General features: G+C 41.2%; 17 protein-coding genes and 1 pseudogene. 9 read left to right on the top strand and 9 right to left on the bottom strand.

Annotated elements, in window-relative coordinates; genetic code table 11:
• Positions 1 to 228: 228 nt before the first annotated feature.
• The 3 genes from thiO (at position 229) to U2718_RS26510 (ending at position 5082) form a co-directional block, all read left to right on the top strand.
• Positions 229 to 2235 (top strand): glycine oxidase ThiO, encoded by a 2007-nt coding sequence (gene thiO, locus U2718_RS26520; protein ID WP_341997133.1) that lies wholly within the window; start codon positions 229 to 231, stop codon positions 2233 to 2235.
• A 224-nt stretch (positions 2236 to 2459) separates the two neighbouring features.
• Positions 2460 to 2639, top strand: coding sequence for a photosystem II assembly protein Psb34 (psb34, locus tag U2718_RS26515; RefSeq protein WP_341997135.1), 180 nt, complete (start codon positions 2460 to 2462; stop codon positions 2637 to 2639).
• A gap of 259 nt (positions 2640 to 2898) precedes the next feature.
• Entirely contained in the window at positions 2899 to 5082 is a 2184-nt protein-coding gene (locus tag U2718_RS26510) for a tetratricopeptide repeat protein (protein ID WP_341997136.1), read from the top strand.
• 328 nt (positions 5083 to 5410) lie between these two features.
• Here the strand turns inward: U2718_RS26510 and U2718_RS26505 are convergent, their stop codons facing one another.
• A complete protein-coding gene (locus tag U2718_RS26505; protein ID WP_341997139.1) occupies positions 5411 to 9004 on the bottom strand; it encodes a response regulator in 3594 nt (1197 codons plus the stop codon).
• 630 nt (positions 9005 to 9634) lie between these two features.
• Between U2718_RS26505 and U2718_RS26500 the strand changes: the two genes are divergently transcribed.
• Both U2718_RS26500 and U2718_RS26495 read left to right on the top strand, forming a co-directional pair.
• The gene (locus U2718_RS26500; protein ID WP_341997143.1) at positions 9635 to 10243 is read left to right on the top strand and encodes a GNAT family N-acetyltransferase; all 609 of its coding nucleotides are present in this window, start codon (positions 9635 to 9637) and stop codon (positions 10241 to 10243) included.
• Between the two features lie 767 nt (positions 10244 to 11010).
• Positions 11011 to 11565, top strand: a complete 555-nt coding sequence (locus U2718_RS26495; protein WP_341997145.1) for a hypothetical protein — start codon at positions 11011 to 11013, stop codon at positions 11563 to 11565.
• On the opposite strand, the gene U2718_RS26490 is transcribed toward U2718_RS26495, so the two are convergent.
• The 5 genes and pseudogenes from U2718_RS26490 to U2718_RS26470 all read right to left on the bottom strand — a co-directional run.
• Positions 11562 to 12722 (bottom strand): histidinol-phosphate transaminase, encoded by a 1161-nt coding sequence (locus tag U2718_RS26490; RefSeq protein ID WP_341997147.1) that lies wholly within the window; start codon positions 12720 to 12722, stop codon positions 11562 to 11564. The two genes, U2718_RS26495 and U2718_RS26490, sit on opposite strands and share 4 nt — an antisense overlap.
• A gap of 53 nt (positions 12723 to 12775) precedes the next feature.
• Positions 12776 to 13417: a YqiA/YcfP family alpha/beta fold hydrolase gene (locus tag U2718_RS26485; RefSeq protein ID WP_341997149.1), complete on the bottom strand. Its 642-nt coding sequence runs from the start codon at positions 13415 to 13417 to the stop codon at positions 12776 to 12778.
• 91 nt (positions 13418 to 13508) lie between these two features.
• The gene (gor, locus tag U2718_RS26480; RefSeq protein WP_341997151.1) at positions 13509 to 14888 is read right to left on the bottom strand and encodes a glutathione-disulfide reductase; all 1380 of its coding nucleotides are present in this window, start codon (positions 14886 to 14888) and stop codon (positions 13509 to 13511) included.
• 33 nt (positions 14889 to 14921) lie between these two features.
• Positions 14922 to 16271 carry a glutathione-disulfide reductase gene (gorA, locus tag U2718_RS26475; RefSeq protein ID WP_341997242.1) on the bottom strand — a complete coding sequence of 450 codons (1350 nt, stop codon included), beginning with the start codon at positions 16269 to 16271 and terminating at the stop codon, positions 14922 to 14924.
• Between the two features lie 345 nt (positions 16272 to 16616).
• A pseudogene (locus tag U2718_RS26470) lies at positions 16617 to 16920 on the bottom strand (TROVE domain-containing protein); the annotation flags it as partial.
• A 236-nt stretch (positions 16921 to 17156) separates the two neighbouring features.
• Here U2718_RS26470 and U2718_RS26465 point away from each other — a divergent pair.
• Complete coding sequence (locus U2718_RS26465) at positions 17157 to 17903, top strand: hypothetical protein (RefSeq protein WP_341997153.1); 747 nt, start codon at positions 17157 to 17159, stop codon at positions 17901 to 17903.
• Positions 17904 to 17951: 48 nt separating this feature from the next.
• Here U2718_RS26465 and U2718_RS26460 read toward each other — a convergent pair whose 3' ends face one another.
• Positions 17952 to 19094 (bottom strand): quinone-dependent dihydroorotate dehydrogenase, encoded by a 1143-nt coding sequence (locus U2718_RS26460; protein ID WP_341997244.1) that lies wholly within the window; start codon positions 19092 to 19094, stop codon positions 17952 to 17954.
• Positions 19095 to 19278: 184 nt separating this feature from the next.
• Between U2718_RS26460 and U2718_RS26455 the strand changes: the two genes are divergently transcribed.
• From U2718_RS26455 to U2718_RS26445, 3 genes are all read left to right on the top strand, one after another.
• Positions 19279 to 22134, top strand: a complete 2856-nt coding sequence (locus tag U2718_RS26455; protein WP_341997155.1) for a GAF domain-containing protein — start codon at positions 19279 to 19281, stop codon at positions 22132 to 22134.
• A gap of 416 nt (positions 22135 to 22550) precedes the next feature.
• Positions 22551 to 22721: a DUF2256 domain-containing protein gene (locus U2718_RS26450; protein WP_341997157.1), complete on the top strand. Its 171-nt coding sequence runs from the start codon at positions 22551 to 22553 to the stop codon at positions 22719 to 22721.
• Between the two features lie 50 nt (positions 22722 to 22771).
• Positions 22772 to 23737, top strand: coding sequence for an isoaspartyl peptidase/L-asparaginase (locus U2718_RS26445; protein WP_341997159.1), 966 nt, complete (start codon positions 22772 to 22774; stop codon positions 23735 to 23737).
• Positions 23738 to 23897: 160 nt separating this feature from the next.
• On the opposite strand, the gene glmU is transcribed toward U2718_RS26445, so the two are convergent.
• Both glmU and U2718_RS26435 read right to left on the bottom strand, forming a co-directional pair.
• Positions 23898 to 25253 carry a bifunctional UDP-N-acetylglucosamine diphosphorylase/glucosamine-1-phosphate N-acetyltransferase GlmU gene (gene glmU / locus U2718_RS26440; protein WP_341997161.1) on the bottom strand — a complete coding sequence of 452 codons (1356 nt, stop codon included), beginning with the start codon at positions 25251 to 25253 and terminating at the stop codon, positions 23898 to 23900.
• Positions 25254 to 25363: 110 nt separating this feature from the next.
• Positions 25364 to 26605: a two-component system response regulator gene (locus U2718_RS26435; RefSeq protein ID WP_341997163.1), complete on the bottom strand. Its 1242-nt coding sequence runs from the start codon at positions 26603 to 26605 to the stop codon at positions 25364 to 25366.
• Positions 26606 to 26801: the final 196 nt, after the last annotated feature.

Here is a 26801-nt window from a genome sequence, read left to right as displayed (position 1 = left end):
TTACCATTCATTGGTTAGCACTTATGAGTTACCTGTTATGAGTGATGAGTTAGGAGTTAGGAGTTATTTAGTCAACAGTCCATAGTCAGCAGTAAAAACCGTAACTAGTGACTCTTGACTACTTAACTTTTTTGTGGGTGCTTTGAACGAGATAATGTATGTTTGCCCTACCACTAAAATCAGAAATTTCATCACCCCTACTAACTCTTGACAATTAACTACTGAATAATGAATAAAGATGTTTTGATTATTGGTGGCGGCATTATAAGTTTAGCTATCGCTGTTGAACTGAAACTACGCGGAGCAAAAGTCACCATCTTAAGCCGCGACTTTCACTCTGCCGCCACTCACGCCGCAGCCGGAATGCTAGCACCAGATGCCGAAAAAATTGTCCATCCAGCTATGCAGGAGTTGTGCTGGCGATCGCGTTCTATTTATGCCAACTGGACGCAGAAACTAGAACAAATCACTGGCTTGAATACTGGTTACTGGCCTTGTGGTAGTTTAGCACCAGCCTTGGAAGAAGAGGGGGAGAAAGGGAGACAGGGAGAGGGGGGGAAAAATAACAATTTCTCCTCATCCCCCACTACCCCATTCCCCCACTCCTCCTCTCCTGCCTATTGGCTAGACAAAGAAACCATTAACCAATATCAATCAGGATTGGGTGAAGAAGTAGTCGGTGGTTGGTGGTACCCCGAAGATGCCCAAGTAGATAATCGTGCTTTAGCAAAAGCTTTACTGAGTTCAATACGCTCTTTAGGTATTGAGTTGAAAGAAGGAACTACAGTAGAAGGACTTCAGCAGCAACAAGGACAGGTTGTAGGTGTACAAACCAACGCTGGAATTTTGCATGCCGAACATTATATTTTAGCCGCAGGTGCTTGGTCAAACCAATTGTTTCCCCTACCAGTGCGTCCAAAAAAAGGGCAAATGCTGAGTGTGCGATTGCCAGAATATCTGACAGAATTGCCTTTGACACGTATTTTATTTGGTGATGACATTTACATTGTGCCTAGACGCGATCGCCGCATTATTATTGGCGCAACCAGCGAGGATGTGGGCTTTACCCCCTACAATACACCCATAGGAATTCAAACTTTACTCCAACAAGCGATTCGATTATATCCCCAAATCCAGCATTATCCAATTGAGGAATTATGGTGGGGATTTCGTCCTGCTACTCCTGATGAATTACCGATACTGGGAAGTAGCAATTGTCAAAATTTAACTTTGGCCACAGGCCACTATCGTAATGGTATTCTTCTCGCACCCATTACAGCGGTATTGATTGCCGATTTAATTGAGCAACAAAAATCCGATCCCCTCCTTTGTCATTTTCACTACTCGCGTTTCCAGGCTCAATCATCTACCCCTGCCCAAATGCTTACACTCTCCAATCATCACTCGCCATTACAGCTAGTTCCCAATGCGCTTCCTATTCAAGATTCACCACTTGTCATTGCTGGCAAATCTTTTACCTCTCGCTTAATGACAGGAACAGGCAAATATCGTAGTATTGAGGAAATGCAGCAAAGTGTCGTGGAGAGTGGTTGCCAAATTGTTACTGTTGCCGTCAGGCGTGTGCAAACCAATGCTCCCGGACATGAAGGTTTAGCTGAAGCACTAGATTGGACAAAAATTTGGATGCTGCCAAATACTGCTGGATGTAAAACAGCAGATGAGGCAATTCGAGTTGCCCGTCTGGGAAGGGAAATGGCAAAACTTCTTGGGCAGGAAGATAATAATTTTGTCAAATTAGAAGTAATTCCCGACTCTAAATACTTACTACCAGATCCAATTGGCACTCTACAAGCAGCAGAACAGTTAGTCAAAGAAGGCTTTGCCGTTCTACCTTATATTAACGCCGATCCCATACTGGCAAAGCATTTGGAAGAAGTAGGCTGTGCTACTGTCATGCCCTTAGCAGCGCCTATAGGTTCCGGGCAAGGGCTGAAAACTGCCGCCAACATTCAAATCATCATCGAGAATGCTAACGTCCCCGTAGTAGTAGACGCTGGCATTGGAGCGCCATCTGAAGCAGCCCAAGCGATGGAAATGGGCGCAGATGCATTGTTGATTAATAGCGCGATCGCTTTAGCCAAAAACCCACCCGGAATGGCACGCGCAATGAATCTGGCAGCGATCGCAGGTCGTCTAGCATATCTTGCTGGTAGAATGCCAACAAAAGATTACGCCAGTCCTTCCTCACCTATGACTGGTACAGTCACGAATTAGGGGATAGGGACTAGGGACTTAGGGATTAGATTCCCGGGATTTTAGATTTCTCGTTACCAGGTTCAACCTGGTAACGAAGGTTTGTGTACTGCCGCCTCCAGGCATATCCTCTCCTTTGTCCTCTTCTAGCCCCTAAACTTTTGTAACGAATTATCTCTGATGGGTAAGAGTATATGTTGCATTTATGTAACATTAAAAAAATGAGAAGAGTAAGGAATTGATTCATGCCCTATACGACTGAAGAAGGTGGACGTTTAAACAATTTTGCGCGTGAACCTAAAGTTTATCAAGCAGAACCTCCTACTTCACAGCAAAAGCGCAATTATGTCTTTTTGGGAATTGCCGCAATGGTTCTGGTTAGTGGTTTAGTTTTCGTTGCCTTCTCTGTTTCTAATCTTAGTTAGTAAAAGTTTTATTGATAAATTAATTGACATTACATATCTCCTGTCAGGTTCCAAACTTTATCGGAACCTGGTTTTTTATTTGTTACAATTGAAACAGATAAAGGTATAGTTTTATACTTTATTATTGATGTCTAAAACAATTAATTTATCCTGAACAGGATAACAATATATTTGCAAATCTTAGTCAAAATCAGAATTATAGACTGCTTGCATATGTCCCCAAAGGGAATGTACACTGCATTTTGGCTCTTTAGCCGCCATGAGCGTGAATGAAACAGCACATTCAGATAAATTTGTATGGAATCGGCAAGTATACCATCGCCTAAAACTTGCCCTTAGCCTCGGTTTGCGACGACAAATTTTTTTAGCAATATGTGATGATTTAAACCTGAGAAATCAAGTAGCGGCACGTTTGCATTCAACTTTGGCTTATCCAGTTGGGCAAGTGCTATATCAGCCTTCAGAAATCCAAGAAGCCAGTACACCAGCTTATCCGCGATTAGTCACTTTACGATTGAACTTAAGCGATCCTAACCCCATAGCTCAGATCAATCAATGGCTAGTTAATTATCCACCACCAATAGTAGGAGCATCAAAAGATAGTCCTGGAAGATCACTACCAATACCAGGTTTTCAAATTGTAGGTGTTGAACAGTTAACCAGGCAACCAGTAGCAGTACAGCGTTTATTTTTACATTATTTACGCTTAACCGAACAGCATTTCTCAAGTCCAGAATTCAGCCGTTTTTTAGAATCTAGTTTATTGTTGTGGGTGCCGCGCCCTTGGTTATATGCCATTCAGCAGTCAGCACCACAATTTTGGCGTTGCCGCACAGGTGTGTTTGTGTTTGCTGGAGAACCAACACCAACTACTAATAACAGAAGTTCACCAGAACGTTTGTCTAGTTATCAAAGTTTGGATTTAGGCAGTTTTGAGCAATCTGTTTTGGAAGAATCTCTCTTTGAAGTAGATTTTGATTTTCAGCCACAGTCACCAGTCGTCAATCGCAAAGATAAAATCCCAGAAACTCCTGTAAGTACATCAGAAATATTGATACCAGAAGCACTGCAAGAGGAACTAACACATCCAGTCAGTGTTAATAAAACTAGCTCAGAGCCGAAATTTACACACATCAGTCAGGAATTAACGGAATTAATACAAGCCACAATTAATAATACTGATCATGCGATCGCTCAAAATCGAGACGAGAGCGTACAAGCGCAGCAACTTTTGGAAGAAATTGATGCATTGCACTCAAAACAGGCTTTACCAGAGACAATTGCAGCAGCTTATCATCGCTTAGGGAACTTATATCGCCTGCGAATCGAGCAAGGGCAGGCAAACATCGAAAACATGATGGTAGCAATTCTTGCCTATCAAGAGGCAATTACTTATGATGAAACTTCACCCCATGTACCAGATATTTTAAATGACTTGGGAACACTTTACTGGATGTTGTATCGTACACCACCCAATTCTGAAGAGGGGCAATCTTACATAGAACAGGGAATTGAATTTTATCAGTTAGCTTTGAAGTTAATTTCGCCCGACACGCACTCAGAAACTTACGCTCGCGTGCAAAATAATTTAGGGACAGCTTACGGTGACTTGGCACGTTTTAAGAATCCAGTCAAAAACTGGCAACAAGCGATCGCAGCTTATACTGAAGCAGTGCGCTTCCGTACCAACAACATCGAACCATTGAAGTATGCTGCCACTCAAAATAATTTAGGTACTGCTTATTGGCATTTAGCGCAACATACTCAATCGGCGGAAAACTTGCATAAAGCGATCGCAGCTTACAGTCTTGCCCTAAATTACTATCACCCAGAACAGGAACCGCTTAAATATGGCATGATCCAAAACAATATCGGTACTGCTCACTGGAATTTAGCACAATACGATAATCCAACAGAACATTTGCGACTGGCAGTGAAAGCATATGGGGAGGCGTTAAAATATCGCACTCCTGCTAATGTTCCTGCCGCCTGTGCTGCCACGCAAAATAATCTTGGCACTGCTTACTGGAATTTAGCAAACCAATCGCAAACAACAAAGGAAGAACGGCAGCAATTCCTCAAACTTTGTATCAAAGCCTATGAAGAATGCATCGCTATTACTAATTCACTCAGCGAAGATAGTTTAAGCTTCGATATATTTGCCACTCACAATAATTTAGGATTAGCTCATTATCAACTAGCAACCGATCAGTCTTTAAATGCTTATAAAGCCTCTCGCTCTCAACATTTAGAAGCAGCATTAGAAAATCATTTACAAGCCTTAAATAGATTAACAAATAAACAGGACTCTTATCAAACCACATTTACTTATATAGTCAAAACTATTCGCGCTTTTCATAATGAGTTAGGAATTAAAGGACAAAATCTTGCCTTATCAAAAGTTCCCAGTCATTTATTATCAGAAATTATGCCCAAGCTGTAATTGAAGAAGAATACAGAATACCTGCGGAAGTCCTACGCGCCTACAGAATGAAGAATTTCTTCTGAATTCTGGCTTCAAGAATTTTTCTTCTGGCAACTGACGCCTCTATTCTATTTAGATAAGTCACTCAAAAAACTCCGGCTTTTTTAAAAAATCGGAGTTTTTTGTTGTCAGTTTATTTAAGTTGACTTACTTAATAGTTTATTTTTATAGCAACAGCCAAAGTTGTTAGGACATCAACAGATGATAAAACTTAAACATCAAAAGAATTTTAACTCTGTTCCCTGTCACCTGTTCTCTGTCACCTGCTATAATTGCCAGTTTTTTATTAACTATTAACCACCAATTCTGGTATCACAGCAAAAGTTAAAACTGTTTCATCTATTCCTTTTAGTTCTAATGGGCTACCTTTAATAATTTCATCTTCTTGTAAATAATCTGCAACAGCAGCAGAAACAAGTATGGTACCAGCAACAGCAGCTTGTTGTAATCTAGCAGCAATATTAACACTAGGGCCTATAGCTGTATAGTCAGCACGTTCAATACTACCAAACATACCTACCACAGCCGTACCTTGGTGAATGCCACAACGAAACTCTACACTTTTACGTTCAGTGGCATCAAAAATTCCCTGCTCTCGCCAACGTTGGTTTAAATTTTCTAGCGATCGCAGCATTGCTCTGGCAGTGTTAACAGCACGCCTAACTTGTTCATTTGGCGTTAGTTCTTCTGGTGCTCCAAACAAAGCTAGGATAGCATCTCCCATAAATTTATCCACACTGCCACCATTGTCAAATACCGCTCTCGTCATAACTTCTAAATATTCATTTAGCAACTCAGCTACTCGCCGCGATCTCAAGGTATTTGCTAGCTGAGTAAAACCGACAATATCACTAAATAAGACTGTTATTAAACGTGGTTCTGGGCGTAAATCCAAAACTAAATCTCCAGCGGCAGCTTTTTTAACAAGAGCAGGTGGCAAAAAGCGCTTAAGTACAGATTCTGTCAAATAAGTGTTTAACTCTACTACTTTTCGTTCGTTTTCCTTTAAGGCTAAGAGGTTTCGCACCTCTGCCAAAAGTTCGCGATCATTAAATGGTTTAGCTAAATAAGCATCTGCACCACGCTCTGCACCCTCAATCCGAGTTTCTTCATCAATTTTCGCTGTCAGCAAAATGATTGGTGTTCCTTTCAACTTTTCTTCATTGCGGATCATCCGAATCATTTCCATACCTGACACCACAGGCATCATTAAATCGCTAACAATTAAACTAGGCAAAATTTTCTTGGCAATCTGAAATCCTTCTGAGCCATTACGAGCTGTCTGTACTTGGTAGCTGCTATTACGTAAAATCCCAGATACATAAGTACGCAGATCTGGATTGTCATCTACAACTAGGATTGAGGAACCAGGGGTTAGAGGCTGGGTGCTAATGACTTGTTCTTCTCCAATCCCCTCTTCGATCAGTTCTAAATCTGCCAATTCCACAGCAGCACGACTAATATTAACTTCCACAGAGGCTTCCAGCAATTGCTCTTGAGCAAGATGAGTGCTACCAGACATCAGCCAGATGCTAAAGGTTGTACCTTCACCATAAACTGATTCCACGGTGACTTTACCGCCGTGAATTTCCACCAGTTCTTTGACTAAAGCTAAACCCAAACCAGTACCTTCATAGGAACGATTTTCTGAGCCTTCAGCTTGGCGGAAGCGTTCAAACAAAAGAGGTATTTGTTCTTTAAGAATACCGATACCAGTGTCTTGAACTTGTAATAAACAACTTTCACCTTGAGGCTGCACTCTAATAGTAATAATGCCGCCTTCGGGAGTAAATTTCATCGCATTGGATAGGAGATTGTAAACTACCTTATCGAATTTTTCCATGTCCAAGTAAACCTCAGGACATTCAGCCATTTCAGTAACTAAATGCAATCCCTTTTTTTGGCAGTAAGGACGAAACGACTCAACGATTTGGCTGACAAATTCAACTAAATCGCAAGGACGAAAACTAGGCTGCATTCGCCCTGCATCTAAGCGTTGTAAATCGAGAAGTTGATTTACCAGTCGCAGCAGGCGGCGGGAGTTACGCAGAGCGATCGCACTTTGTTCGTAGGATAATCCCTCCTTTGAGACTACAGCAGATTCTAATGGCCCTTGAATTAAGGTGATAGGTGTACGAAACTCGTGAGAAATATTTTGGAAAAATTCGGTTTTTTGTTTGTCTAACTCCAGTAAACGTTCAGCTTGTTCGCGAGTTTTTTGGTACAAGTGAGACTGCTGTACTGCGATCGCTGCTTGTGCTGCTACGGCTTTGGCTAACTCAATCTCAAACGGCAGCCATTGTCGCACACTATTACCCTCGCGTAATGTAATGCTACCAATGGTTTTGCCATCAGCAAGCAAGGGAACTACCATCAGCGATCGTGCTGGTAATCGCAAAGGCAAATCGGCTCCCTTGATTTGTGGAGGACACTGCCCCATATCACCAATTACCACTGGCTGTTGTGTCCGCAACATTTCTTGTAGAATTTGATTCTCTTTTATAGGTGTTTGTGATAAGGGTAAACTCTGATTGTCAGCATAGTTAGTATGACTTAAATTTTCTGTTTCAGAATTTTTATAACTGTCATATAAGCCCACGCAGTGAACAAACTCATCTTCTTGTGTCCATAAAGACAATACACAACCGTCCACTTGTAAAGCTTGCCCTAATTGATAAGTAATAGCTGCAAAGATATCCTGCGGATCTAAACTAGAGCGAATGGCACTAGTAATTGTATTAATTAAGGCTTCACGTTGAGCAAGAGCACGTACTTGCTCATAAGCATAAGCTTGAGATAAAGCTAGGGCTGCCTGATCTGCTACCATCATCACCAACTGCACCTCGTCTTCACTCCAAGCACGGGGCTGGTTACACTGATGCAGTGCTAGCACCGCCATCAGTTCTTGTCGGCAAACTAGCGGCACTACCAAACTAGAACAAATATTAGCTTCAGCAAAAGCAGCAGCACGAGTTTGGAGTTCGGGAGTGTCACCTTGGATGCGTTCATCGCTGGTAATATCTTGAATTACATGTACTTCGCGCGTTTCCCAAACTGTCTGCGCTAAAGAGGAGTGGGAGACAAGGGCAAGGGGTGAGGAGTGAAAATTCTCTACGGTAGCCTCCTCAACACAAGGAACTTCCACACGGGGCTGCCTTTCCTGTTCTATTTTCTGAGCACCTGTCCATACTCCAAGGGAAGCCGCCCAAAGAGGATCTGCGATGGAGGCAATCTCTGAACGCGGCTGTTTCTCCCACTCTTCTATTGTTTGAGAGAGCGTTTTTTGGTAAATAAATCTTTCATCTACCAATCGATTATTTTGAAATGGACGTAAGAGGCAGACATCTACCTCCAACATATGGCCTACGGTATCCACAATTGTTTGTAGAATTTGCCGATAGTCTAAGGCACCACGAATCGTATTGGTGACGGTATTTAGCAGCGATTCCTGACGAAGTGTGCGGGTTAGTTCACGAGTACGGGCTTTCAGGACATTATGAGTATCCAAAGCTTGACGTACCACCGCTTTAAGTTCTTCTGCCTCCCACGGTTTTGTGACATATTTGAATACTTTACCAGAATTGATCGCTTCTACCAGATCTTCGACATCGGTGTAGCCAGTTAAGATGATGCGAATAATGTCTGGATACTGAGTTGCTGTTAAGCTCAAAAATTCAGTACCGCTCATCATCGGCATTCGCTGATCGGAGATGATTACTGATACATCTCCCTCTTGCGAGAGTAGATTCAATGCTGCTGGCCCAGAACTGGCCCTCAACACCTTATAATCGCGATAAAAGGTGCGGTACAGCAAGTCAAGGTTGTCAGGTTCGTCATCGACAACCAAAATTTTAGGCTTATAGTTTGCTTGGGATTTCATGCACCGCTTTCCTGCTGCAAAGGCAGTCGGATAAACAATAATCTGATCAGGTAAGGACGAAACTGAGTCAGGTAAGAGCAGAGCATTTTGACTTTATGAGCCGTTTGCTGACAAAATTGCTGACTGAAAGAGGTTTGCTCACAACTATTTACCTCCGACGACAACTATTTGATACCATATGCATTGCTCCAATTTGGTTTCAATATCCGGTTGAAGTTATATATGCTGCATATTAAGTTTTCCCGTCATAGCACCGACACTAACACTTGCAGGTAAATTTTATTTATGGCTGTTTTTGTCAAAGCAAAAACTTTACAATCATAAGCTAAAAAACTAGGTATAATATATAGCTAAATTAACACTTAAAATTTAGTTATCAGCATCTTGGCAAGACAAGGGGCAGCTAGGTAAGGAATGCTAAATGAGGGATGATAAATGAGAGACTAAGAATTATGGAACATTAGTTACTATCACCCCTATTCTCTAGCAGTTAGATTATGCTTCAATCAGTCTCTAACTCTTAAAACTAAGTTCAACAAACTAAACTGTTTCAATTTTTCACATAAGTTGAATGGTGTTTTAGGATATTGGAAAGGATTGTTGTTCAATCAATTCAACACGAAACTAACCTTGACATCCTGGTTTTTAGACCCATTCCACCAAGAACCGCTCGTTATAGCCGCCGATCAAGCTTCCTGCCATTTCCAAGTCCGCGCGGCTACAGCTGCTGATTTGATCGGTGTTGCTCAAATTATTGCCGAAAGCTTTCATTCCCAAAAAGGTTTCTGGGGATGGGCTTTCCCGCTACTACGTTTAGGAATTTACGAAGATTTAAGACATCGCTTGGCATCAGCAGCACCCCATCATATGTGTTTGGTTGCTGTTGATACTACTGGTGGTCTAGCTGATAACTTAGTTGGTACTGTAGAGTTAGGTGTGCGATTTAATGATGCTTGGACAGAAGTTGGCAGGAGTTTTCCTTATCTGTCTAATTTAGCGGTTCACCCCAAATACCGCAGGCAAGGTGCTGCTTCACAGCTGCTTATAGCCAGCGAAAAAATAGTTCGAGAATGGGGATTTGAAGAGCTATATCTCCACGTTTTGGAAAACAACTATCAAGCACGTCAGCTTTATTTCAAGCAGGGATATCGAGTACACAAAGTTGAACCTAGCTGGAATATATTTTTCTTGAAGCGATCGCAACAAATATTATTACACAAACATCTTTTAGCTGAGTAATTAGCTGTTTATTTGCTTTTGGATCGTCAATACCAACTTTGACACTAGCTTTGCTAGGAAACTTATATAAGTTTAGTTAATCGATGAAAACTTTCATCTGGTTGAGCTTCTAGCCTGTTATAGCCAAATTCAATCACTTTTCAACTAATTTCTGCTTTGGCATTTTACACACCACTATACTAAATTAGTTAAGATTGATGTATATATAACTCTATGGCTATTAAACAAAAATTTTATAAACTTACTAAGTTATTGAGTAATTAATGATGAAGTTAAAGAAGTTCTTGTTTTGCTTTTGCTGACAATAATTTTATCTAAACTTTGAACTATATATACATTTATTAATATATTCCCAAAAAAGTAAATATATTATTAGAAGATTAGGAAAAATTTATTTTTGATTTAAGCTTAATAATGTGAAAAATGTTTCTGTATATAAATATAAGTATTTTTGATAGTAAAACAGATGAGATTTGCTATAACAGTAAAAACACTATTGATAGTTATTAAAGTCCTCATAATATCTTTGTAACTTATATATTCATCTTTATAAAAACTTTAATAAAATACACTTATGCTAGCAGACAAATCAATTTAAATCTCATAAAATTATGGTTACTCAATGACTGGACAGAGCCTATATTATTTTTTATCTTAGTTCAGTTGACTTCAAAAGTTAATAATTAAGATAAGAAAAAAGCTTTAATTAAATAACAATCTATTTTAAGTGCAAGCAATTATCAAATTCATTTTCTTTTTGGGAAAAGATGGATAGCGAAAAGCGCCGACGCTATCAGACTGCTATGGTATCTACCTATTATCCTGACAGAAGTTTCCTCGACTATATCGTCATGCCAGATGGGGCTGAGCGATCTTATGGCTCGGATATCCTAAAAAAACTATTAAGCGGAAAAGTATTCGTGATCAACAGTCGAAAACGAAATGGATTAATACTTTTTAAACAGTATCATGCAGAGTTTGCGGGGCCGGGAGCAGCAGTAGGTGGCGATTATGATCGTGATTGTCAAGGGGCGCTGCCAATAGGAAATCTGTCTTTATTGCCACCTGAAACTAATGAAGAGCGACAGAAAGCTTACTTAATTAGGCGGCAGTGGATTCGGTTGATCAAGCAAATTACAGAAAACCAACTTCCCCAGCAGCGAGTCCAAAAGATCCTCGATCAATTTGAACAATATTTTCCCCCTGAGGTTGTGGCTTTGTTACCAGATGAAGCTTTTGCCCTTTTAGTAGGTGTCTTGCCGCAAACTGTGGCAGTAGTGCGCCGCTTGGGCAGTGAGGTAAATCACAGATTTTATTACTAAGCTAATGGTTTTAATTTGAGATTTGCGAGAGCAACTTGCAAGTTATTCAAAGTGCGGGCGTTTTCCTCAGCAGTTCCAATAGTAATTCTCAATCCGCCATAAATCTCTCGTACAAGAGTACCATTAGCTTGAAGTTGGTGATTAAGGGCTTTTAAAGTGGTGTCTTGGGCTTGAGAGGTAGTTTGTTTCAAACGCAAATAGATAAAGTTAGCAGCACTGTCCCAAACTTGCAGTTCTGGTTGCTGTGATAAAGTTTCAATGAGTTTAGCTCGTTCATTTAAAGCTTGCGGTACTGAACCTAGCAACAGTTTACGGTTTTGTAAAGCAACTAATGCCCCAGCCATTGAGAGACTCGGAAGGTTGTAGGGTAGGCGAACCTTTTCTAATATTGCAATTAGCTCAGGATGGGCTATGCAATAGCCAACGCGCATGGCAGCTAATCGGAAAGCTTTAGAAAATGTACGCAGTATCACCCAGTTAGAGCGCTGTAACAATTCATTGACTATAGTAATTTGACTGAATTCAAAATAAGCTTCGTCAATTACGACTAAAATATGCTCTGGCAGACTTTTTAACCATACTATTTCTGTTGCGGTTAAAGCATTGGCGGTAGGGGAATTGGGATGAACTACAAAAACTGCCCGGATCGGAGGATTGTGATTTTGCTCTATGGCTGCTTGTGCTGCTTTTAAATTAATTTCAAAATTCGTTTCATTTCTGTTCACCTCTACGACTGAAATTCCCAAAGTTTTTGCCAAAATCGCATACATAGAAAAAGTCGGAGTGGCAACAAGAATAGAACCTTCTCCCAGACAAGTGGCGATTAATAACGAACGGATGAGTTCATCTGAACCATTACCAACAGAAATATTAGTAGTAGTGAAAACAGATGAGGAAAAGCCCGCTGACTCATTGACATACTCAGCGATCGCGCTTTTTAATTCCTCGTGAGCGCCATCGGGATAACGATTTGTCTCTATTACCTGCTGATACGTCCATGCCAGCTTTTCTTTTAACTCTGAAGGCAAATCATAAGGGCTTTCATTAGTATCTAGACGATCAAGCTGAGTTGCTGAGACTGGTTGGGCTGTATCGCTCCCAGGGTGGGGTTTATAAGCAGTAAATAGAGCTAAATCCGAGCGAATGAATGGCAGCATAAATTAGTCATTAGTCAATGGTCATTGGTCAAAGAACTAAATATTATACAACTTCAAGGTAACTGGCAAAAGTGTTTAATTGCCTGCCAAATTTCTGCCATGACATTACCTAAGGCATGATCGCTCTCAAGTTCCGCTAACTTTACCCAGGGACGCAGTTTCGTAAAATCGTAACTGGCTTGAATTGGAATAACTTCATCATTTTTTCCGTGCAAAATCAGGGTAGGAATAGGACGTTGTAAATTTTCTTCTTGATATTGCACAGCATCTGTTATGAAATCATAACTTAGAGGCAAGGATTTTTCCTCCCCATAGTGATAAACCATTAAATATTTTTCCTGCTGCCAACGTTTGATTTTTTCATCTCCTAAAGTTGGTAACCAGTGAGATAAAAATTCAAAAGCTGGCGCTAACAAAACAAGTTTTTCTACTTGTAAATATTTTTGTCCTAAGTGGGCAGCAGTTAAGCCACCCAAACTTGAACCAATCAGAGTTACTGGTGAAGAATTTGGAGGAAATTCTGCGGCGACTTGATTTATCTGTCGCGTAATTGTGAGATGAGAAAAATCCCCAAAATTCAAATCAGGAATTTGCAGTTTGATATTGCATTCTGCAAAGCGATCGCTTATGTACTGAGCTTTGGCAGAATGAGGACTGGATGCAAAGCCGTGAAGGTAAATATATTCACTAGACATTCAGCTTTTCTCAGTCAGATCATCCTTAATCATTAGTCATTTCTCATTGGTGACTGACAAATGACTAATGACTAAATATTACAAATAACTATCAACGCATTGTGACAAACTCTTCTGCTGCTGTGGGGTGAATACCAACAGTCGCGTCAAAATCCTTTTTAGTTGCACCCATCTTGACAGCGATCGCCACACCTTGAATGATCTCCGCTGAATTTTCTCCTACCATGTGAGCACCCAACACTTTGTCGGTGTTAGCATCGACTATCAACTTCATCATTGTTCTTTCTTCAGCACCAGTCAAGCTGTGAAACAAGGGTCGAAAGCGAGCGCGATATACTGTTACTGCATCATCTCCGAATTTTTGACGTGCTTCGGCTTCCGTCAAACCAACTGTAGCAGCTTCAGGTGTTGAAAATACGGCTGTTGCCACATCTTCGTGACTAAATACACGACGGTTATTACCGTATTCACTATCTGCAAAAGCACGTCCCTCACCGATTGCGACCGGAGTTAAATTTATCCTGTCTGTAACATCGCCAACAGCAAAGATATTTTCCTGGGAAGTTTGGCTATATTCGTTGACAGCGATCGCATTCATCGTACTGTATCCTGGCCCCTCAATCGCACTAGGTACTAGTTCAACTCCTGCATTGTCCAAACCTAATCCCTCGACATTGGGAATACGACCTGTTGCTACCAAAAATACATCAGCAATGACTGGTTCTGTACTATCTCCAGATAAATTTAGCTTCAGTCCTTCTGGCACTTTTTCAACTGTTTCCACCACTGTATTTCGGATAATTTTAATTCCGTGGTTAGTCATTCCTTCTTGAATGTTGGTGCGAATATCTTCATCAAAACCCTTTAGTATCAGTTCTTTACGGATAATTTGGGTAACTTCACATCCCAAACCACGCATAATACAGGCGAATTCAGTGCCAATATAACCAGCACCAATCACAGCGATGTGTTTTGGTTTTTCTTTGAGGAGAAACATTTCGTTGGAGGTAATACCATATTCCATCCCCGGCAACTCTGGTTTGATGGGACGTCCCCCAACAGCAATTAAAATTTTGTCTGCTGTGACTTTGCGTCCATCAACTTCTACAGTGTGCGGATCTACTAAAGTTGCATGACTGGGGATGAGTTCCACCCCTGCTTTTTCTAAGTAGGTGATATGCAGGTGCGATAGTCGTCTGACTTCCTTATCTATAGCTGTAATTAAATATTCCCAATCTAACTCGGCTTCACCTACTTTCCAACCGTAGCCTGCGGCGTCGTGAAATAACGCGGGAAAGTGGGAACTATAAACCATGAGTTTTTTGGGAATACAGCCACGGATGACACAAGTACCGCCAACTAAATCTTGCTCGGCGATCGCTACTTTTGCTCCATAGCTGGCAGCACGTTTGGAAGCCGCTAAACCTCCAGAACCAGCACCAATGACAAACAGGTCGTAATCGTATGTCATAAATTATTATTTTTTGTAGTTCCAGCCCTTAATTTAATTTAACGTTAGGAACTCCTCTGCTGTAGTTGGGTGGATGCCAATTGTATCATCTAGATCTTGCTTGGTAATACCTTTGCTAATTGCCACAGCAAGGCATTGAATGATATCTGCGGCGTTTTCACCAACCATATGAGCGCCCAAAATTTGCTCTGATTCACCCTCTACAACTAATTTGAGCATTGCTTGCTCATCTTGGTTGCCCAACTTAAACAATAGGGGTTGAAAGCGATCGCGGTAGATTTTTATAGATTCACCAAATTTTTCCCGTGCTTTTGCCTCAGTCATTCCCACGCTTGCTGCTTCCGGACGCGAAAAAACGGCGGAAGGCACATAATCATAATTGAGTTTTTGCGACTTTTGGCCAAAAACTATATTGGCAAAAGTAACGGCTTCTGCTTTGGCAACAGGTGTTAACTGCAAGCGGTTAGTACAGTCACCGACAGCAAAAATATTTTCCTGGGTAGTACGATTATCTGCATCAACTTGGATTTCACCTTTGTCACCAACTCCCACTCCAGCATTTTCCAAGCCAAGATCTTTAGTATTCGGAATACGACCTGTGGCAACTAAGATAGTATCTGCTGCTATCGTGATTGAGTTATTGCCAGCGATGGATAATAACAAGCCTTCATCACCACCATGTTTAATTTCTTCAGCACTACAGTTGGTGAAAAACTCAATACCTCGGTTTTTGAGACTTTGTTGAACGCCAGAGCGAATATCATCATCAAAACCCGATAGAATCATGTCATCTGTTTCCACAACTGTCACTTCGCAACCAAAAGCGTTCATCATACTGGCAAATTCTACACCTATGTAGCCACCGCCAATCATTGCCAAGCGTTCTGGTAAGTAGGGTAGATTAAACATCTCGCGGGAAGTAATGCTGTATTCTATTCCAGGGATAGGCGATTGCATTGGACGTGCGCCGACGGCAATTAAAATTTTGTCAGCTGTAAATTTGCGATCGTCAATATTTATGGTATGAGCATCAATGAAAGTAGCATGGCCGCGAATTAAGTCAATTCCAGCTTTTTGCAACTGCTCAAAATATGAGTAATTAATACTTTCTATCTGTTGGTGTACTGAGTGAATAAAATACGTCCAGTCGAAGTTTCTTGGACATTCGCTCCAACCGTAACTATGTGCCATCTGATTTTGAAGAGCAAAGTCTGCGGCGTGTACTATAAATTTTTTCGGAACACAACCGCGATTTACACAAGTACCACCCAGAGCTTCTTGTTCGGCAACGGCAACACGAACACTAAAAGAAGCTGCTTTTTTTGCTGCTGCTAGTCCAGCTGGGCCAGCACCTATTACAAATAAATCATAATCAAAGGTCATGGCTGTTAAGAAGTATGAAGAGCATTGTGTCTTCATCTTCACAGTTCCCAGGTATGGGAGCATCTATCTTGCATATTGATTTTGCTGTTAGATGCGAATCATACTAAGGGTATAGATGTTGGTGCAGAATTCTTCTATCACTGAATATCCTTGCCTGCCAAGCGTTTCTCATAGTCTTCCAAATTAGATCGGTAGTTATAAAAGTCTGATTCAGCGTAAATCAGTAGATTCACAACTGACTGTACAAATGGTTGCGTCAAGAAATCGTCGTAAATAAAAGAGTATGTTCATAGCCAAAGTCTGCCAAGGCGTTTCAAAACATTTCGCTGTATGGGTTTCAATAGGATTGGCACTACGGACAACAGAAGCAAAGATGTTAGTAAAGGCGTTTTTCGCTTCTGGTGCTTTACCTATCGACAGTAAAACCAACGCAAGGATATGCGCACTTGTTAATAGCCCATCCATCGCTAGCGTAGAGGATTTCTTCTACCACACCGCTGGATTTTCAGCTATAGCCTCCGAATAACTGTTGCAAAGTCTTCTGTTAATTCTTGTTTGCCAGCATAGTAGTGATTTGGGCTATACCAATTAACAAACAGCGCCGCAGCATCTTTCAAATACCAGCATCAAACATCCAGCCGTCAGATTTTACCCTTTTGCCCAAGTTTGAATGCCAATTTTTGCCTGCTATTTATTTTTAGATAAAAAATTTTCGATTTTGTACCCAATTGCTAAGGAAAACCAGAGGTGGCTGCCTAGTATAACCATTAACCTACATAGGTTTTGCCGGAAAATATTTGGCAAATAAACTAAAGCTACAAATATTTGCCTAAATTTTTGCCAAGATAATATCATTTCCTTAAGAGTCACTTGGCAAAAATCGGCATGAGTGAAAAATCAATAGAAGACTACGGCGAAGATTATGGCAAAAGTTACCTAATTCTGCTTTTGCCACTATCATTTTTGATTATTTTTCTAGTTGCTACCTGGCGAATTTGGTTGGCGGCGATTCTACTGATATTGGGCTTCAATATTTGGCAGTACTATCAATGGCAAAAGTGGTGTCTGCAAGTTAACCCGCTGTTTAATCAGTTGATGCGGGAAAACCAAGGCAGAATAACGCCTATGGACTTGGCAATAAAAGGCAATTTTGCGGGAGATGTGGCAAAACGCTACCTAGATGCAAAAGCGTCAGAATTTGGAGCCAACATTGTTACTTCTGAAGACGGTAACAAGGTCTACCACTTTATCACTGTCAGCACTCTAGGTAGTATCCTTGACAGTAGCGAACCAGTTAAAGAGCTTCCTCCTTCTCAACATGATATTCAACCTGTTGACAATTGGTTAGCGCCTCCTTCACCCAAATTTACTGAGGAAGAACTAGAAACAGAAACCATAACACACACAAATCTAGAGGAAATTAAAAAACCACTAGAAAAACAACTGACTTTTGGCTCTTTGATCCAATCTGAATTGGCAAAACGGCTCAATGTTTATTCCAGCACAGTGTATAAACGGCGAGACGATCCAGACTTTTATGAATGGAGTCGCAGCAGAGATCCGGATGGTATTGCTTGGGTATATTCTCCAGAAACTAAGGAGTTTTTTCCTATGGAAGAAACTAAAAGTTAATAGGCAAGCATACAAAAGGTAAAGGAAACAGTCTAGTTGATTCTGTTTCTAATTTTTACTTTTTACTTCTAGTCCCACGGCTTCGGAGATGGAATTTAATCCAGTTGTTTCTAACTTTGCAAGCAAGCCTTCGAGAATACGGCGCACTATCATTGGCCCAGAGTAAATCCAGCCTGTGTAGACTTGGATGAGGCAAGCACCAGCAGTTATTTTCTCCCAAGCGTCTTCTGGGGTAAAAATACCACCAACGCCGATGATCGGCATTTTACCTTGAGTTTGCTGCCAAATAAACCGAATAACCTCTGTGGAGCGATCGCGTAATGGCGCACCACTAATTCCACCCGCTTCTGCTTGGGGAGATTTGCCTGTTTGAGCAATTACCTGTGTTTTCAAACCATCACGGCGAATGGTGGTATTGGTGGCGATTATTCCTGTTAAGTTGTAGGTTTCGACTAGGGAAATAATGTCAGCGATCGCTTCCCATTCCAAGTCAGGTGCAATCTTGACAAATATTGGCTTTTGTGGATTATTCTCTTGTTGTAATCTCTCCAAGATAGAACTGAGCATAGCTGCATCTTGGAGCGATCGCAATCCTGGTGTGTTGGGAGAAGAAACGTTCACAACAAAGTAGTCTCCCAATTCCTTCAGCAAGCGAAAGCTATTGAGATAATCATTTTTCGCTTCTTCTAAGGGTGTTACCTTAGATTTGCCCAGGTTTATACCTATAGGTATTGAAGAGGATTGGTGCTGGTTGCACTCTGCTAAACGTGCTGCCATTGCTGCTGCACCGCTATTATTAAAGCCCATGCGATTGAGAGCAGCTAGATCTAAGGGCAAGCGAAATAAGCGGGGACGGGGATTGCCAGGCTGGGCATGAAAGGTTACAGTTCCCACTTCTGCAAAGCCAAAACCAAAACTTGGCCAAATTTTAGTGGCAACACCATCCTTGTCAAATCCAGCAGCCAAGCCAACTGGATTAGAAAAATTTAGCCCAAATAGTGTTTGTTCCAGACGGCGATCGCGCTTACACAACGATTGCTGCAAGCGTTTGTTTACGAAGCTAGCAGGTGGGTGATCATGATTATTTGCCAGCCACTGTAAACTGCTAATCGTTGAGGAGTGTAGCCACTCTGGATCTGCATTGAGGAGGTTAAATAGAATGGGACGAATCGCAACTTGATAGATATCCATTTCTTTGAGTGCCAACCCGCCCTACCTGATCAAATTTTGTAAAACGAAACAAATAATAATATATCGCACAGGTAGTTAGTCAGGTCTATAAAAATTCGTCACTTAGCATGAGCGGAAATATTTAGTTAGAGCTTGATTCTGGGCATCTTATGTATAAACCAGTGACGTTGACTTAAATTACCAAATGAGGCAGCCATATAATTTCACAGCCGCCGACGAACAAATACTTTCGCTTGGACGCGTTTTTCAAACTCTCAGGGAAGAGGATAATTTTGATGCTCTGATCGGAACTACAATTTCCTATCTGCAAGAACAGTTTGAATACAACCTGATTTGGATTGCTCTTTACGATCGCCTAAATCATGTGTTGTTCGGCAAAGGAGGCATTACTCCTAGTAGTGACATCAGTTACTTAAAACAACGAGTGGTTCTCAATCCTGGGGATTTACTAGAACAAGTAGTAATTGAACAGCATCCTTTAGGTGTGCCGGATTTGCGAGCGGAAATTCGGGCTGAGGGATGGCAACAATTAGCACAAAAATTTAATATCCAGGGGACAATTATCGCGCCAATTTCTTACAAGAATCGCTGCTTAGGTTTGGTGCTACTTGGTTCGCAGCGTTGGGGCTACTTACTCAGTGGCGTAACTAGAGCCAAATTGATGATGGTTTTAGGCGAATTGGCAGCGGTAATTTATGAAATGGAGATGGATTTGCAGCACAAGCAAACCAAGCGCTTCGACGAGCTATTGTTACCATTGCTAGAAAGTCTGCGAACCCTTAATAATCTGGAGCAAAGATTAGAAGCATTAGTAGAGGCAACTCATCAATTTGTTGTGCCTGCCCGAACCAGGATTTACTGGTTTGACAGGGAAGAACGCTACTTTTGGCGACGGATCAGTAACAAAAATATCAATCGCGGTTTTCTTCCCAAGGCACAGGAAGCGGTAACTAGAATTACTGTAAATGATTTAAGTGACTTTTATTTTGCTTTATCACTAAATGAAATTGTCTGGATTGGAGAAGGACGCAGTTCCCTACAAAGTAATTTTACATTGAAGTTGCTGCAAAGACTGCAAGTGCGTAGTCTTTTAGCTGCTCCGATTATTTGTCAAAAAGATTTGCTGGGCTTTTTAGCGGTGGAAGCCACTGAACCACGAATTTGGGCAGAGGCAGATAAAAATTTCACTAAGGGTGCTGCGGGGTTGATTTCCTTACTTGCCCCGTTAGAAGAAACAGAAAGTACCATCCAAAAAATTCAAGATCATGCTCACATTACAGGTCATATTGCCCAAGGAATCTATAGTGATTATCAGGTTCAAGAAATTTTAGATAACTGTGCAACAAAAATTTTGCAACAACTTTCGGCAACCAGGTTTTTGCTATTGCAATACGATCCTCAACAGAATAATTATCAAATTTTTTACCAAAGCCATTTGCATAGTCATCGTCTGCCAATATCTACTCTCGATGCCCTCAAAGACGTAGATTGGCAATTGCTGTTACGTTCAACTCAAGGAGTGGCAATTGAAAATCTAGAGGAAGATTTGCGATTTTTTAATTGGCATCCTTCCTTAATCAAAAATGGTGTGCGATCGCTTGTGATTAGTAATTGTGCTCCCAACTCTCCACCCCATGCACTATTGGCGATCGCAACCGAAGCCCACCGCAGTTGGACATCCTTAGAAAAGGAATTAGTACAGATTGTTGCTCAACAACTTGGTGTAATTCTGCGTCAAAGGCAACTATACCAGCGCACAGAACAACAACAAAAAATTTTACACAGCTTTCAGCGATGTCTTCGGATTCTGGAAGATTCCCAAAGTGCTAAAACTCAACCTCTACAGCATCTGGAACAGACTGCTCTAGAGCAAATCGCATCTATTCTCAATTGTTCTCTAGCAGTACTGATAGCTTGGCAATCAGGAGAAAATGTTGCAAAAATTATACCCGGAGTTATAGCCAATTCTCATTTTGACATCTTGACTGATACACCTTTGCCATTACAAACAGAAGCTTTGATTCAGTGGGCGCTAGCTACAGATGGAATCTTGGCTCTAACAGTAGATGATTTACCCCCGACAACAAAGAAATGGTTTAACGGTGCTGGCATCGGTCAAATTTTGGTGATGGCATTACGTACTACCCCTGATCATCATCCTACAGGTGTAGTCGCGCTCGCCGATCATTTAGAGCGTCAATGGTCAGAAGATTGCTTGCGTGTCACAGAAACTTTAGTTTACCAAATGGCTTGGTCGCGACGATGGCTGCAAATCTCTCAAATGCTTCAGTCTAGAACAGAAGAACTCAGCCTACTGAATTGGTACAAACATCGTCGTTTAGAAGATTTGCAAAGAACGGTGACGCAACTACTGACTCAAATGCAGGATTTGGGCATTCCTGAGAATGAAATGACTCAGATGCGCTACCAACAATTGCTATGGCAACTAGATAAAACCAACGCTTCTATGAAAGCGCTATTAAAACTTGAAGTGTGGCAGTTGCAAATGAGTTGGGAAACTATACCCATTGCAAGTTTGCTGAAGCGATCGCTCGAACGAGTAGACAATTTACTCAAACAACAAAAGCTGTGGGTTGGAGTACATGGTTTAGGACAACAACAGCAAGCTCCAGAATCAGAGCAAAACCATTCTCTGTTGCCTCAATCCTCGTTAGCGATCACAGGTGATATTGTCAAAATTGAATTGGTTCTCCATGAATTATTAATTGCTGCCTGTCAACGTTCTACTGATGGAGGAAGAATTGATATTTGGTGTCGCCGTTCAGATGAAGGCTTATTAGAAGTGTCCATTACAGATAATGGCTTTATTGAACCGCAGTTACTGACAGAGCTAGTTCAAGATACATCCAAAGATGTGCTGGCTTCTTCTCGTTTTGAGCAACCACTGACTTTACACTTGCAGATCTGCCAAAAACTTATGCACCAACTCGGAGGAGAATTACATATTTATCAATTACCAGATGGTCGAGCTGTTAGTCGCTTGCTTTTACCGCTAGCTAATAGCATTAATCCACTTTGACTATGCCATAGAACATGAAGTAAAGCAGCAGTAAAACGATTAGACAATGTTGCACAAGAAAAGCTACTGCCTTGCCGCGGTTCTCCTGATGGTAGCAAGTGGTGTATAAAATCCGCAGACAACTTTTCTCCTACTGCCTAGATGTGGAGAATAGCTTACAGTCCACAATATTAAATAACTGAAGCTATTTGCTTGTAAGTATAAATTTGTAATAGATAAACTCTATACAGAAAAAACCTAAGATGTTTACCATGATTAATTTATAGAATTTTAAATTTTCATGACAATATTTTGAATTAATTATCAATGACTGATTTCTTGTTGTATCTACAAAAAGTATTCTGTGTTTGTAACAAACTGGTTATAATTGATTCTCATCTCTGGTGGAATCAATCTTACATTCGCATAGTATAAACATGGGACGTGCTCGTTCTAAATCCGATCTGCCCACAAAAATTTGTCCGGTATGTCAACGTCCGTTCACTTGGCGTAAGAAATGGGCAGATTGCTGGGACGAAGTGAAATATTGTTCAGAACGCTGCCGTCGTCGCCGTTCTTCCACAACTACAAACGAAACTAATAATTAGTAAATATACTTAGACACTTAGACTCAGATTGCTCAAATATTCAAGGGGAGATGAAATCGCAGGTGCAACCAAAATTAATTATTCACGGGGGGGCTGGTAGTTCTTTGCATGGAAAAGGTGGAGTAGAGGCTGTGCGTAAATCGCTCTATAAAGTTGTGGAAGAGGTTTATTCTCTTCTGTGTTCGGGAGCAACTGCCACAGAAGCGGTTGTACTAGGGTGTCAAATGTTGGAAGATAACCCTTGCTTTAACGCTGGTACTGGCTCTGTGTTGCAATCAGATGGCCAAATCCGCATGAGTGCCTCTCTCATGGATGGTACAACCCAAAGCTTTAGCGGTGTAATCAATATTTCTAGAGTCAAAAATCCAATCGAACTGGCACAAGCCTTACAAAGCTCTCCTGATCGAGTTTTGTCTGATTATGGTGCCGCAGAATTAGCACGAGAACTACAAATTCCTAGCTATAACGCTTTAACTGATTTACGGTTGCAAGAGTGGATTCAAGAACGCCAAGAAAACTTTCAGCGGGCAATGGCTGGCGTAGTAGCAGAACCAGAATTGGTAGAAAGTAGTAATGCCCGACGTGGCACAATAGGTGTCGTTGCTTTAGATACCCACGGTCATTTAGCTGTTGGTACTTCCACTGGTGGCAAAGGGTTTGAGCGAATTGGACGTGTTAGCGATTCGGCGATGCCGGCTGGTAATTATGCTACACAGTATGCAGCAGTTAGCTGTACTGGTATTGGCGAAGATATTATCGATGAGTGTTTGGCACCACGGATTGTGGTGCGTGTTACTGATGGGATGTCACTTAGGGAAGCAATGCAGCGTTCTTTTACAGAAGCATCTCAGCATCAGCGTGATTTTGGAGCGATCGCCCTGGATGCTAATGGAATGATCGCTTGGGGTAAAACCAGTCAAGTTTTACTGGCTGCCTTTCACGACGGTGAACAATTTGGCGACACTTTAGAAATTCCCGAAGGAACAGAAGTGGGCTGCATCGAAAACATAGGGTAAAAACATAGGGTTTAGGGGCTAAGAAGAGAAGTGGGGGAGTGGGAGAGTCGAAGAGGAACAGATAAGGGAGATAGGGAAGATGGGGAAGAATTTACTCTTATTACTTCCTCACCTCCCTCAACTTTCTCAACTCCTTGTCCCCCTGTTGCCCTTCCTCTTCCTATTCCCTAGCTTTTGGATGCCAATCTGGTTTAATCACTTGGCGTTCGCGGGCAATCACCAAGCAATTATCAGGAACATCTTCTGTGATTGTGGAGCCGGCTGCTACGTAGACATCATTGCCCAAAGTAATTGGTGCTACTAAAACGCTATTTGAACCGGTTTTAGTGCGATCGCCGATTGTAGTAGAGTGTTTTTTTATACCGTCATAGTTAGCAGTAATTGTACCTGCACCGATATTTACTTGATTACCAGTAGTGGTATCACCTAAATAGGAGAGATGGGCAGCGTTGGTGCGATCGCCCAATTTGGTATTTTTTAATTCTACAAAGTTTCCAATCCGGCAACCTACACCGACTTGTGCATGGCCGCGTAAATGGGCATAAGGGCCAATTCGGCTTCCTTCCTGAACAATGCTATCTGTTACTACAGAATACAGAACGGTAACATTTTTACCTATTTGACTATTTTCAATTAAACTTCCTGGGCCAATCTGGCTACCAGTCTTAATAACCGTATTTCCTCGTAGATGGGTTTGAGGTTCAATAATTACATCTGGCTCTAATTCAACAGTGTCATCAATTGTAATGCTGGTAGGATCGATGATAGTGACACCAGCCATCATCCATTTTTCCTTAATGCGTCTTTGCAAAATTTCGTAGGCAGAGGCAAGTTGCAGGCGATCATTAATGCCAAGGATTTCTTGATAATCTGCAACATCTACTGCCATAACGGGTGAAACTTGCGTAACGGCATCGGTAAGATAGTATTCTTTCTGGGCATTATTTGCCTGCAAGTGCGGCAGAATTTTAGCTAAATCCTGCCAGCGAAAACAGTAAACTCCAGCATTAATTCGGCGATTTTGTCTTTGAGCAGGAGTACAATCTTTTTCTTCAACAATTTGTTGGACAATATTTTCGCCGTTACAAAAAACGCGTCCATAACCTCTGGGTTCGGTTAGATACGCAGTTAGGATAGTAGCGGCATTTTGATTTTCTTTGTGGATTTGCAACAGATGTTTTAGGGTTTCGGTGCGTAATAGTGGTACATCTCCGTTTAGCACCAAGACATCACCCGTGTATCCTTCCAAGTAAGGAAGTAATTGTTGGATCGCATGACCCGTCCCCAATTGTACACTCTGTTCGACATACTCCAAGTCTGGAATCGACAGCGTGGCTGTTTTAACTTCTTGGGCTTGATATCCCACTATTAATATTTGACGCGAAGGCGAAAGCGGTTGGACACTTTCGATCACCCTTTCTACTAGCGATCGCCCACCCAAAGAATGCAAAACCTTGGGAAGGTTGGATTTCATCCGTGTCCCGCGTCCTGCCGCTAGAATTGCTACAACTACCATAATTAGCTATCGGCTAACTGAAATTTTGATGAATAAACTCGGTCATTTGAGATTCAAATCTCAAATCATACCAGCTATTCATTGAACGCCGAAATGTCAATAACTTGCAACTATAATATGTTATTTGATAATTTACAATTACAAATAAATTCCGCAAATTTCTGCATTAATTGCGGATTTCGCCAACCTTTGGCTGTTTCTTCTTGCATGATAGCCAGTGCTTCTTCTGGTGTGAAAGCTCGTTTGTAGGGGCGTTCGCTAATTAAGGCATCATAAATATCAATCATTTGAAATACTTGTGCTAAACAGGGAATCTCATTACCTTTGAGTCCATCGGGATAGCCCGATCCATCCCAGCGTTCATGGTGATGACGAATAATAGGAATTACACCCCGCATACTGCGCAGTGGCTGGCAGATTTTTTCACCAATTAAAACATGACGCCTCATAATTTCCCACTCTTGGGGAGTAAAGCTTCCTGTTTTCAGCAGAACTGCATCAGGAATACCCACTTTCCCAATATCATGAAGATAACTACCCCACACCAAATCGCGAATTTGAGTGCGTGAAAGATTGAGGTATTTACCAAAAGCCTGTCCTAATACTACTAGCCGTTCGCAATGATCGCCTGTATTCGGATCGCGGCTTTCGATTGCTCTGGCAATGGAAAACAACACTTGTTCGGCGTGATCTAAATCCTCATTGAGACGCTTCTGGCGTACTAGGGACTTAACTCGTGCTGCCAATTCTACCCGATCAAAGGGTTTACTCAAGAAATCATCCGCACCAACCTCTATTCCCCGAATACGTGATCGCCGATCATTTAATGCTGTTACAAAAATTATTGGTATTAACCGCGTATGCTCATCTTGCTTCAGTAACTGACAAACTTCAAACCCATCCATTTCCGGCATCATTACATCTAATAAAATCAAGTCCGGTTGTTTTTGGGTTACCAATTCAACAGCACTAAAACCACTATCCGCCTCGATCACTTCGTAGCCTTCCATTGCCAATAGTGCAGCAGCAGTCATACGACTGGCAGGATGATCGTCAACTACCAAAACCTTCGCTGCATCTGAGTCTGAGCGATTTAGTATAGATGCTTTACCAGGTAGGTTTGTAGATTCTAGTGAATCATAACCAAAATTAACTTGAGATTTGTTCCAAGAAGGTAAAGTGTTTATATGTTCAACGTTCAATTCTTTTTGAGATAAGTATAAGGAATAATTTTCTGTACTAGGTGAGGCTACAGTATAGTTTAAATTATTGCTATGAACTGTGTTTAAAGGATTTGACACATTGAGAATCGATTCGACAGAGCCTGTATGGTTGGATGTCCATTGAGTCACAAGGCACTCCACTTTTTCTGAGCATTTACTAGAGTTAGCTTAAAAAAACCATTTTAGTGTTTGGCCGTTATTTTAGTTTGGAGCTTCATTTTCTTTTTTCTCTTCAAGGAAGAATTGATTGTTAAAACAACAGCAATTTTTTTATTTATTTAGAACATAATTAATGTCAAAAATTTTCTAAATATAATTTCAGTAC

It is taken from the genome of Chlorogloeopsis sp. ULAP02 (assembly GCF_038404745.2).
Taxonomy (GTDB): Bacteria; Cyanobacteriota; Cyanobacteriia; order Cyanobacteriales; family Nostocaceae; genus Chlorogloeopsis.
The sequence above is the reverse complement of the archived record's forward strand: the minus strand, read 5'-3'. Positions and strand labels throughout refer to the sequence as shown.

Coding starts and splice junctions, on each gene's coding strand:
- thiO (WP_341997133.1), top strand. CDS start 229: ATGAATAAAGATGTTTTGATTATTGGTGGCGGCATTATAAGTTTAGCT.
- psb34 (WP_341997135.1), top strand. CDS start 2,460: ATGCCCTATACGACTGAAGAAGGTGGACGTTTAAACAATTTTGCGCGT.
- U2718_RS26510 (WP_341997136.1), top strand. CDS start 2,899: ATGAGCGTGAATGAAACAGCACATTCAGATAAATTTGTATGGAATCGG.
- U2718_RS26505 (WP_341997139.1), bottom strand. CDS start 9,004: ATGAAATCCCAAGCAAACTATAAGCCTAAAATTTTGGTTGTCGATGAC.
- U2718_RS26495 (WP_341997145.1), top strand. CDS start 11,011: ATGGATAGCGAAAAGCGCCGACGCTATCAGACTGCTATGGTATCTACC.
- U2718_RS26490 (WP_341997147.1), bottom strand. CDS start 12,722: ATGCTGCCATTCATTCGCTCGGATTTAGCTCTATTTACTGCTTATAAA.
- U2718_RS26485 (WP_341997149.1), bottom strand. CDS start 13,417: ATGTCTAGTGAATATATTTACCTTCACGGCTTTGCATCCAGTCCTCAT.
- gor (WP_341997151.1), bottom strand. CDS start 14,888: ATGACATACGATTACGACCTGTTTGTCATTGGTGCTGGTTCTGGAGGT.
- gorA (WP_341997242.1), bottom strand. CDS start 16,271: ATGACCTTTGATTATGATTTATTTGTAATAGGTGCTGGCCCAGCTGGA.
- U2718_RS26465 (WP_341997153.1), top strand. CDS start 17,157: ATGAGTGAAAAATCAATAGAAGACTACGGCGAAGATTATGGCAAAAGT.
- U2718_RS26460 (WP_341997244.1), bottom strand. CDS start 19,094: ATGGATATCTATCAAGTTGCGATTCGTCCCATTCTATTTAACCTCCTC.
- U2718_RS26455 (WP_341997155.1), top strand. CDS start 19,279: ATGAGGCAGCCATATAATTTCACAGCCGCCGACGAACAAATACTTTCG.
- U2718_RS26450 (WP_341997157.1), top strand. CDS start 22,551: ATGGGACGTGCTCGTTCTAAATCCGATCTGCCCACAAAAATTTGTCCG.
- U2718_RS26445 (WP_341997159.1), top strand. CDS start 22,772: ATGAAATCGCAGGTGCAACCAAAATTAATTATTCACGGGGGGGCTGGT.
- glmU (WP_341997161.1), bottom strand. CDS start 25,253: ATGGTAGTTGTAGCAATTCTAGCGGCAGGACGCGGGACACGGATGAAA.